This is a genomic window from Lactiplantibacillus garii (assembly GCF_003885105.1).
Classification (GTDB): domain Bacteria; phylum Bacillota; class Bacilli; order Lactobacillales; family Lactobacillaceae; genus Lactiplantibacillus; species Lactiplantibacillus garii.
The window spans coordinates 26,367-35,783 of the sequence record NZ_QWZQ01000033.1 but is presented as its reverse complement, the minus strand read 5'-3'; the positions used below and the strand labels follow the sequence as shown (position 1 = coordinate 35,783).

Below are 9,417 nucleotides of genomic sequence, written 5' to 3'. Positions count from 1 at the left end.
TGCTCTTGAATCAAGTTCAAGAGACCCTACACATTTGATTCGTCGAAACTTTGTTCAGTTTTCAAAGGTCTAATTCGTTAAGTTGATTACCTCAACGCAACTATTAAAGTTTATCATCATCAGAACAACCTGTCAACATCTTTTTATAAATTATTTTGAATAAACATTCAATGTAATGGTTCTCATCGTTTGATATATTCATAATAATGAGTAATGTTGCATGTCGCTCTTAACGACAAGAAATATAATATCAATAATCGCGACCCGGGTCAAGCACTTTTTTCAATTAATTTTGAAAAACTAGCTTTGCTCGGGATTACCGCAACAGACTATATTCTACGGGGTTTTAATCCTAAATACAAGTAAAACTTACAACAATTCTCAGTTTTTTTCAAAACACCCCCCATCCGTGCACGCTTTTACCTAAATGAATATTTAAAAGCTCGCCGGTCAAAAATCACCGCACAAAAAAGGAGCAGTGCTGACGCACTGCTCCTGAGCTGGTTGAGCTTATTTCGAACTAGAACTAGAACTAGAACTAGAACTAGAACTAGAACTAGAACTAGAACTAGAACTTGAACTGGAACTGTCACTGGAACTAGAGAGTTCCGGTGCGTCCGTCTTATAGAGGCTTTCGGAAGTCTTACCCTTGCGTTTAGACAGGAGACTCGTCTTCTTCTGTTTCTGGACGTTCTTTAATGACTCTAACGTCTTGTTGACCTTGTAACTATAGTCCGACTTATTGACCTTCTTAAAGCCCTTAGGCGTGTAGAACCGGAGTAAGTCACCCTGGATGACCCGATCGGATAACGAGAGTTCGGTCGTCACGTGATTTTGCATCGCTTTAACAGCGTCCTTCTGCTTCGTAGTCATGTTCTCCAGCTTCTGCCCGGTCTTGGTGTCGTAAACCGTACTACCGACCTTCGTGTAGGTTGGCGAAACAAAGTCACCGTTTCGGAACGCCACGGTCTGGTTGTGCTGCTTAGACAGTAGGTCGGTCCCGAACTGAACGTACCCCTTGTTCTTGATCCCCAGTAAGTCAAAGATCGTTGGTAACGCGTCAATTTCACCACCATACGTGTGGTTGACGCCCCCTTCGATCCCTTCTGAATGGATCATGAACGGTACCTTCTGGAACTGGGCCAAGTCAAAATTCGTCACCGACTTTTTACCCAACAGCTGGGCAATTGCGGCCCGGTGGTTATTTGAAATCCCGTAGTGGTCCCCGTACAAGACGATCATACTATTCTTATACAGTCCGGCCTTCTTCAAGTAACTAATGAATTCCGCAAAGGACTGATCCAAGTAGTGCGCCGTTTGCACGTAGCCGTCCACCGTGGAATCCCCCGTCGTCGTTTTGGCGATCGACTGGTTCTCCTTGTCCAGGGTGTACGGGTAATGGTTGGTCAGGGTGATCAGCTTAGCGTAGAACGGTTGTGGCAACTGTTCGAGGTACTTCACCGAATCCTTAAAGAAGATCTTATCCTTTAAACCGTAACCAACCGTGTAGTTGGCCTTCTCTTTATAGTAGGAAGAATAGAAGAAGTAGTTATACCCCCACGACTTGTACGCGTTGTCCCGGTTCCAGAAACTAGCCACGTCCCCGTGGAAAGCCGCCGTCGTGTACCCCTTTTGTGAGAGGATTGCCGGGGCCGCCTGGAAGGTGTTGGAAGTCCCGTACTGGGTCATCGCGGACCCGGTCGGTAACCCGAACAACGAGTTTTCCATCATCATTTCCGCATCAGAGGTCTTCCCCTGCGCTACTTGGTGATAGAAATTGTCAAAACTCAAGGTACTCTTATCGTGGTAGAACTTATTCAGGTTCGGGGTAACTTCCTTCCCATCGACCTTATAATCAATCAAAAATTGTTGGAAACTTTCCAAGTGGATCACGAAAACGTTCTTGCCCTTGGCCTTACCAAAGTACTTCACGTTGTCGCCCGCCTGGTTCTTTTTTAAGTAGGCTAAGACACTCTTCATGTCGCTGCTGCTAGCCTGTGCCCGGGTGGCACTTTCCTTTTCCGTCTGGTAAAAACTATAACCCGCGTAAGTATTTAAACCTAAGTACTTCACGATATAGTTATTATCAAACGTCCGCGTCAACAGGTCCGAGCGGTCGTGTTCGGACATCCCGAGGTCGACGGCAAACAGCGCCACCCCGATCATGGTTAACGTCGCGGCGTAGCGTAACTTAAACGGTCGCGGATCGATTCGAATGACCTTAAAGACTAACAGTAAAATCAGTAACACGACGTCCGCATAAACGAGAAAATCGCTGGCATGGATAATTTGACCCAAACTAGTCCCTAAATTGTTGCTGGCCGCGCCGGAACTCTTGATCACTCCGGCCGACATGAAATCTGAAAATTCACGGTAATACAAAATATTGGCAAACAACCAGGTCGTTTGGAGCGCGTCGATGATCATGATCAACCAATATTTTAAGCGACCGCGGAAGTATAACGCGATTCCTAGCAGCACGATGGCCGTTGGGAAGGGATTTAATAACAGAATAAACTCCTGAACGGCCCCCTTGACCCCCAGGGTAAATTCGGTTTTGTACGCGATATACGTCTTAAGCCAAAATAAGACCACGGTCAGGGTGTAAAAGCCAAGCGTGGTGTTGACTTTCCCAACCGTGTTTTTTAAAAATTTGGGCATGGTAATTCTTCCTCCGTCATTGCTATTAACAAATCCATATTATAACGGTTGGCTAGTAGTTAGCAATATCTTGAAGGTTTCTTCAAAAATTCTTCAACATTCAACGCAGTCATAATATGGATCTATCGAAATTCTATCTAGGTTGGGGGAAAGTCTAGTTGTCCGTTAATAAATCGTACAATTCAATGGCAACTAAGTCGATGTTATCAAATTCAAAGCTTTGGTCCGGGTTGAATTCTTGTAACGTGTAAGTCGAAGTTGCGGGATCGTACGCTACTTGCCCGCGTTCGACGCCTTCCTTTTCAAACCGCCGTGATTGTACTTCGGTGGCGTCAGTCGTCCGCATGGCTTCTAATCGTTTGAGAATTGCTGATAGTTCAGATTTTTCCATTATACTAATCTCGCTCCTTAAGTTTTGTTTTTATTCTAGCAAAAAAACCGGGTAATAACACGTTTTTTCAGCAGAAAGCCCATTTTCAAAGCAAATTTTTACAATTACAATTATACCGCAACTAAGCCGTAGACCGGTGAGAAGTTGTGCTAAAATTAGAACAACTTATAAATTAAAAGGAGTGTCTACGATGTCCCTATTTCGTAATGATTTAAACGATACGATCAGTCAGATTCAAGTTTCAACGATTCGTCAGTTCGACGAAGAAGTCAGTGCCATCCCCGACATGGTCAAACTGACCCTGGGTGAACCGGATTTCAACACCCCCGAACACGTCAAGGAAGCCGCCAAAAAGGCGATTGACGACAACTGGTCCCACTACACCGGGATGGCCGGTTTACTGGACCTCCGGAAGGCCGCCGCTAACTTCCAGGCTAAGAAGTACGGGCTGCACTACGACGCCGAAGACCAAGTCCTCGTCACCGTCGGGGCCACCGAAGCGATTGCGACCGCGTTGACCACCATTTGTAATCCCGGTGACGCGATCATCGTGCCGTCACCGATCTTCCCGGCTTACATCCCGATCATTCAGGAAGCCCGCGCCACCCCACTCTTCATGGATACCGGTGTTAACGACTTCGTGATTACGCCAAAAATGGTTGACGACTTCATTGCCGCCCACCCGGAAGCCAACTTCAAGGGCATCATCATGAACTACCCGAACAACCCCACCGGTGTGACCTACGTTGAAGACGAGATCAAGGCCTTGGCCGACTGTTTCAAGCGCCATAACCTCTGGGTCGTTTCCGACGAAGTGTACAGTGAACTAACTTACGGCAGCACCCACGTTTCAATTGCCAAGTTCATCCCGGACGAAGTCATTTTGATCAACGGCCTCTCCAAGTCGCACGCGATGACCGGCTGGCGGATTGGGTTCCTGTTTGCCTCTAAAGAAATGACGGCGCAAATGAAGAAGGTCCACCAGTACTACGTGACCGCCGCCACGACCATCGCCCAGAAAGCTGGGATCGAAGCCCTGACTAACGGGATCGACGACGCCCTGCCAATGCGCGAACAGTACCAACAACGCCGCGACTTCGTTTACAAGACGATGGCCGATTTAGGCTTTAAGATTGCCCGCCCAACCGGGGCCTTCTACATCTTTGCCAAGATTCCCGCCGGTTTTAAACAGAACTCGATGGAATTCTGCAAGGACTTGGCCCGCAAGAACAAGTTAGCCATCATTCCCGGCACCGGCTTCGGTGAACAAGGTGAGGGTTACGTCCGGCTCAGTTACGCCGCCAGCATGGAAAAGCTGCACAAAGCGATGGACCGCCTGACCGCCTACATTCAAGACCCCGCCAACCAACAGTAGTTTCGCGGCGCGCGTTTAACCTAAAAATTGCCACCGGCCGACTTGGGCTGGTGGCAATTTTTAATGGGCTTAATTAGTGAGCGCAAAGGCCGCGTTCAACCGTAACTCGCTGGACTGCTCGACCTTGGTCGCCCACGCCAGCGGGCCCAGTAAGGTGGTGGCCGCCGACGTCTGGTAAACGACGGTGTGGGTCGCCCCCGACTCCGGATCGGTCAGGTGAACCTTTAAGACCGGCGTGTGCGCCCCTAAGTAGTTCGGTTTAGTCGTGTGCAGTGGCCAAACGGTTTCACGGCGAACACTGTAAGGGTGCCGGGTATTTTCCCAGAAGCGGATGGCCCCCTTAGCCACCAAGCGAACAGACGTTTGCGTCCCGGGGATTTGGTACTTCACCGTCCGCGGGACCACGTTTTGGTACCGTTCAGTTTGTTTTAACATTAACCGTAAGTTATTATTAGCGGTAAACTTCCACGCCGCCCCGAGGGTGGTTGCGATCATCCGGCGACCGTTCTGTTTAAAAGTGGCGACTAAGCAGGCCCCCGCCTGGTTCGTGTAGCCGGTTTTTAAACCGTCCGCCGGTACCCGTGAATCGTAAAACTTCTGCCCCTTAATGATCTGGACCGACGTCGGTACCGTGTACTTGTGAATTTTGACCTTTCCCTGGTCCGCCATTTGAATGACGTCCGGAAACTCGTTGATCAGGTGCTGCGCGATGGTGGTAATGGCCCGGGCCGAAACCAGGTTCTGAGCCTGCTCGCCGGTCCCCTTCAAATCAAGGTGGTACGTCGTCAGGTCGGTATTATCAAGTCCGGACGCGCTAATAAAGTGCGCCGCCACGCCCCAGCGTTTAGCCTGCGCGTTCATCATGGCAATGAACTTCGCGTTGCTGCCGGCCACGTATTCCCCTAAAGCGATCGCCCCGCTATTGGACGAACCAACCAGGGTCGCCTCAAACAGTTCCTTAACGGTAAACTTCTCCTTAGCGGGCATCGGCATGACGGACAAGGTGGCGCTAGTGGCCATTTTACGGACGTTTTTCTGAATCGGCACCGTATCGGTCCACTTGATCTGCCCCTTAGCTAGCGCCTTTTCCACTAAATAAAGGGTCATTAACTTACTTAACGACGCGATCGGTAACTTCTGGTCCGCATTTTGGGCGTACACCGCCTGACCGGTCTTGGCGTCAATAATGTAGGCCGCTTTGACCTTATCGGCCTTGTTAGTGGCCGCTTTAGCCGGCGTAACGCCCCCGCAAAGCCCGGCCACGACGACGCAGCCGACCACTAATCCCCACACTAGGGGTCGTTTGCTCATTTTTAACATAAAACCTTCCTCTTCTAAACTTTTCCAAATAAACGGGGACAGTAGGCAGCGCTAAACGCTGAGCACTACTGTCCCACTTCAACCATTCAATTATTTTTAACGGGCCGTTCGTCCAGCGGGATTTCTTCCGCTTTCTCCGGCCGCATCGCCATGGCGATCATCCCCAGGAACAACCCCAGGTAGTACGTTAAGATCCGCCAGATCAGCATCGCTAAAATCAGCTTACTGTGGCTGGGAATAAACTTCGCAAATAACTCGGTAAACCCGAACTCGGCACCGCCCGCGCCCCCGGGAATCGGGAACAGCGAGGTCACCAAGAAAATCAGGACGTTTAGGCTGGTGACCATCACAACGTTAATGCCGTGGTAGCCCATCGCCCGCATGATGAAGTACGGGATCAGGTAGTAAAACAGCAACTGGAAGAATGTGATCACGCAAACTTCCAGCAACATTCGCCAATCCTTGGTCATCCGCAGACTCTCTTCGTAAAACGAATCGATTTTTTCGTTAATGTTGGCTTGAAACTTTGCGAAGCGGTCGGCCTTCATGAACCAGCCGACCGGGATCAGCACGATCTTGACCGCCCGCTTGGTAAAATTGTACCAGTACATCACTAGTAGCAGGCCGACAATCACGGCAAAGTGAATCAAAAAGCCGAAAAAGACGTATAACGATAGGTAACTTAATTTTTCAGCTAAGTAGTGAAAGCCAATCAGCATCGCAAACAGAAAGTTTAAGACGACCATCGCCTGAAACACGACGAACTTCATCAACGCGACCGAACTCGCCCGCCCGGCGTCGATGCCGGACTGCGCCATCACGAAGATCTGCGCCGGCTGGCCACCGGATGAAAACGGCGTGATCCCGTTAAATAACTGTTCAGCTAACGGGACCCGCAAAGCACTCCGAAACGAGTATTTGCGGTAACGGTGGCGGACAAACTTTTGCAAAACCACGGCTTCTAACCCAAAGTACAGGCCGATACAACCGAGGGCCACCAGCAGCCACCACCAGTTTAACGTAGCGATATCGTTCATTAAGTGACTGAGCTTGACGTTACGCAGTGAGTACCACGAAATCCCCACGCCGAGGGCCACCATCGCCAGTAAGGACCAGATGTTTTTTCTTGTCATGGCTAGCCCTCTTTTGCTTGTTGTAAATAAAAGTCGTGCCAAACCTCAGCTAAGCGGTCCTCCGAGTAATCTTGTGACGCCAAGACGGCCTTATCGTGCAAAAATTGCATCCCGGCCGGGTTAGCCCGCAACCGGTCGATTTGTTTTTGCATGTCGTCGACGTCGCTGGCCGCCTGGTAGTAGCCGTCAATGATCGCCCGGTATAAATCTAAGTCCCTTAACAGTACCGGCGTGCCACAACTAAAGGCCTCCAAGACTGACATCGGAAACAGTTCGTTGTATGACGGTAATAGGAACAAATCGGCCATGTTATAGTAGTCGACCAATTTTTCACGGTCCACGATCCCCGGAAACGACAGGTTGGCCGGCGGGTTGTCCACGACCTTCTTTAAGTCCTGGTAACCGTCCGTGATTCGCCCGAACGAAAAACCACCGGCCCACACGAACTGGATGTCGGGGTTCCGTTTTGCTAACGTAATGAAGTCCGGCACGCCTTTACGGTCCTGGATCTGACCGGTTCCTAAAATCATGAACTTATTTTGGTCATAACCGTACTGTTGCCGCAACTTCAACTGTTTAGCCTTGGTCATTTCGTAAAATTCCCGCTTACTAACAAAGTTCGGGATGTAGGTCACGTCGGCCCGCTTGATGTGGTAAGCCTCCAATTTCGGAATAAAGGTCGGGTTGACCACCACGATGTGATCCATCCGCTTATAAAACGAAATCAGGTAACGGTTAAAAATCGCCTGCGCGGGGCGGGGCAGCTTCAGGCTCCCCTCCAGCGTTTCGGGCAAAAAGTGCACATAACCAATTTTTCGGCCGCGGTTCGGCATAAACGTTGATAAATAAAACAACGGGTTGACCGTGTGGTAGTGTGAAATCGCGGACCGCCCGTAGCGGTTAACTTTAATGTTAAATTCGTCCTGCCAGTGTGTTTGCAGCAGCCGCATCAGCTCCTGATACGCGCTGCCGACCCCCTGACCCTTGACCGAGTCAGCCTTCGAAAACATGGTAATGTTTAGCATAGTTCGTCCCCTTAGTTGCTGATGTTGGCCGACTTATCGGGCGTTTCCGAATAAGCCAACTGAACATCCTGATAGTAATTGATCACCCGTTTGCCAAAGTACTCGGCAGAAATTTGGTACAGCTTCTTTTGCCGCGGCTTCGGGTCATCAAAGGTGTGCGGGTGTTGTAAGTAGCGCACGACGTCCTTGACTAACCCGGCCTCATTGGTAAACGTGGTCCCCAGTGACGGGTCGTCCAATAAATGATCGGTGTACGGACCGGCCGCCACGACGGTCTTTAGCCCGGCCGCCATCGCTTCGATGTAGGTCAGCCCCTGTGATTCCGAATGTGAAGCCGAAACGAACAAGTCCGCCATCTGGTACAGGTTATAGACTTCGTCGTTATCGATCTCACCGGTAAACTGCACGTGTTCGGTCAAACCGGCGTCCTTCACCTGGTTCTCCAGCGTTTCACGGGCGGGCCCGTCCCCTACGATCACGAGCTGGGTTGCCGGCACCTGAGCAATGATCGCCGGCAAAGCCGCGATCACTTCGTGGATGTTTTTTTCGTACGCCAGACGGCTCAGTGATAATAGTACCGGCGTGTCCGGTTGATAGCCTAACTTTTTACGGTAGTCCACGGTCGCGGCCTGTTCGTACTGGTTAATGTCGATCCCGGTCGGAATGATCCGAATCGGGGCCTTGACGCCGTAGCCCTTTAACGTTTTCGACACCCGGTGACTCGGCGCCACGATTCCGTTTAAATGGTAACAATAGGCCCGGGTGGCTTCTTTCACGTGGTACGGTTTTAGCAACTTACCGTTTGCGATGTAGTGCAAATAATCCTCGTACATCGTGTGGTACGTGTGGATGCACGGAATTTTAAGCTGTTTAGCCACGAATTTTCCAATCATCCCCATCGAAAATTCGGTTTGGGTGTGCACAATGTCCAACCCGAGGTCCTTGGCCACTTGGTAGGCCTTAAACAACCCCCGTACGGCGATCCGCCGATCCGTAAACGACACGAACGGGATGCTAGTAAACCGAAAGATATTACGTTCATAAATATTCTTATCAACATGGGGATCCGTGGTCGTAAAGATGTACACCTGATGACCAGCCCGCTCGAGTTGATTACGCAATACCTTGATCGACGTCGCGACCCCACTCACTTGTGGATAGTATGTATCTGTAAATATCCCGATGTTCACGTAGATTCTCCCCTTAATTCCCGCTGATCCCGGGCGCGGCCCGCGAACCAGCGTTGCTTCAGACGTGCATGGACCTGCCTGAGCAGTGACGACTGCGTTTCAATGCTTAATTATAACAATTATATTGGTTCGCTATCAGAGTTGCAAATAATCTTAATATAAATTAAGGGTTCGCTGTGAAGCGGTGCGCCGCTCCACGCTTTGAGACTGACGCAAGCCACGTTTAAACTCATACCGACTCATTTAAATCCCCAAATTGCGTAAACAGCTTCTAAATTAGTGGTTAATTGCCGCCGTCCGCTCGGCGCTGACCGAGCTGGAG

Annotated in this window: 7 protein-coding genes; 1 reads left to right on the top strand and 6 read right to left on the bottom strand. The window is 50.0% G+C overall.

Going from position 1 to position 9,417, the window contains the following annotated elements:
• Positions 1–510: 510 nt before the first annotated feature.
• Both D1831_RS09820 and D1831_RS09815 read right to left on the bottom strand, forming a co-directional pair.
• The gene (locus D1831_RS09820) at positions 511–2,661 is read right to left on the bottom strand and encodes an LTA synthase family protein (RefSeq protein WP_125072767.1); all 2,151 of its coding nucleotides are present in this window, start codon (positions 2,659–2,661) and stop codon (positions 511–513) included.
• A gap of 154 nt (positions 2,662–2,815) precedes the next feature.
• The gene (locus D1831_RS09815) at positions 2,816–3,052 is read right to left on the bottom strand and encodes a YkuJ family protein (RefSeq protein WP_125072766.1); all 237 of its coding nucleotides are present in this window, start codon (positions 3,050–3,052) and stop codon (positions 2,816–2,818) included.
• Positions 3,053–3,242: 190 nt separating this feature from the next.
• Here D1831_RS09815 and D1831_RS09810 point away from each other — a divergent pair, with 190 nt between their 5' ends.
• Positions 3,243–4,427: a pyridoxal phosphate-dependent aminotransferase gene (locus D1831_RS09810; RefSeq protein ID WP_125072765.1), complete on the top strand. Its 1,185-nt coding sequence runs from the start codon at positions 3,243–3,245 to the stop codon at positions 4,425–4,427.
• A 69-nt stretch (positions 4,428–4,496) separates the two neighbouring features.
• On the opposite strand, the gene D1831_RS09805 is transcribed toward D1831_RS09810, so the two are convergent.
• The 4 genes from D1831_RS09805 to D1831_RS09790 form a co-directional block, all read right to left on the bottom strand.
• Positions 4,497–5,747, bottom strand: coding sequence for a D-alanyl-D-alanine carboxypeptidase family protein (locus tag D1831_RS09805; protein ID WP_125072764.1), 1,251 nt, complete (start codon positions 5,745–5,747; stop codon positions 4,497–4,499).
• An 86-nt stretch (positions 5,748–5,833) separates the two neighbouring features.
• Entirely contained in the window at positions 5,834–6,880 is a 1,047-nt protein-coding gene (locus tag D1831_RS09800; RefSeq protein ID WP_125072763.1) for a lysylphosphatidylglycerol synthase transmembrane domain-containing protein, read from the bottom strand.
• Positions 6,881–6,882: 2 nt separating this feature from the next.
• The gene (locus D1831_RS09795) at positions 6,883–7,905 is read right to left on the bottom strand and encodes a glycosyltransferase family 4 protein (RefSeq protein WP_125072762.1); all 1,023 of its coding nucleotides are present in this window, start codon (positions 7,903–7,905) and stop codon (positions 6,883–6,885) included.
• An 11-nt stretch (positions 7,906–7,916) separates the two neighbouring features.
• Complete coding sequence (locus D1831_RS09790; RefSeq protein ID WP_125072761.1) at positions 7,917–9,095, bottom strand: glycosyltransferase family 4 protein; 1,179 nt, start codon at positions 9,093–9,095, stop codon at positions 7,917–7,919.
• Between the last annotated feature and the right edge of the window lie 322 nt (positions 9,096–9,417).

Coding starts and splice junctions, on each gene's coding strand:
- D1831_RS09815 (WP_125072766.1), bottom strand. CDS start 3,052: ATGGAAAAATCTGAACTATCAGCAATTCTCAAACGATTAGAAGCCATG.
- D1831_RS09805 (WP_125072764.1), bottom strand. CDS start 5,747: ATGTTAAAAATGAGCAAACGACCCCTAGTGTGGGGATTAGTGGTCGGC.
- D1831_RS09810 (WP_125072765.1), top strand. CDS start 3,243: ATGTCCCTATTTCGTAATGATTTAAACGATACGATCAGTCAGATTCAA.
- D1831_RS09820 (WP_125072767.1), bottom strand. CDS start 2,661: ATGCCCAAATTTTTAAAAAACACGGTTGGGAAAGTCAACACCACGCTT.
- D1831_RS09800 (WP_125072763.1), bottom strand. CDS start 6,880: ATGACAAGAAAAAACATCTGGTCCTTACTGGCGATGGTGGCCCTCGGC.
- D1831_RS09795 (WP_125072762.1), bottom strand. CDS start 7,905: ATGCTAAACATTACCATGTTTTCGAAGGCTGACTCGGTCAAGGGTCAG.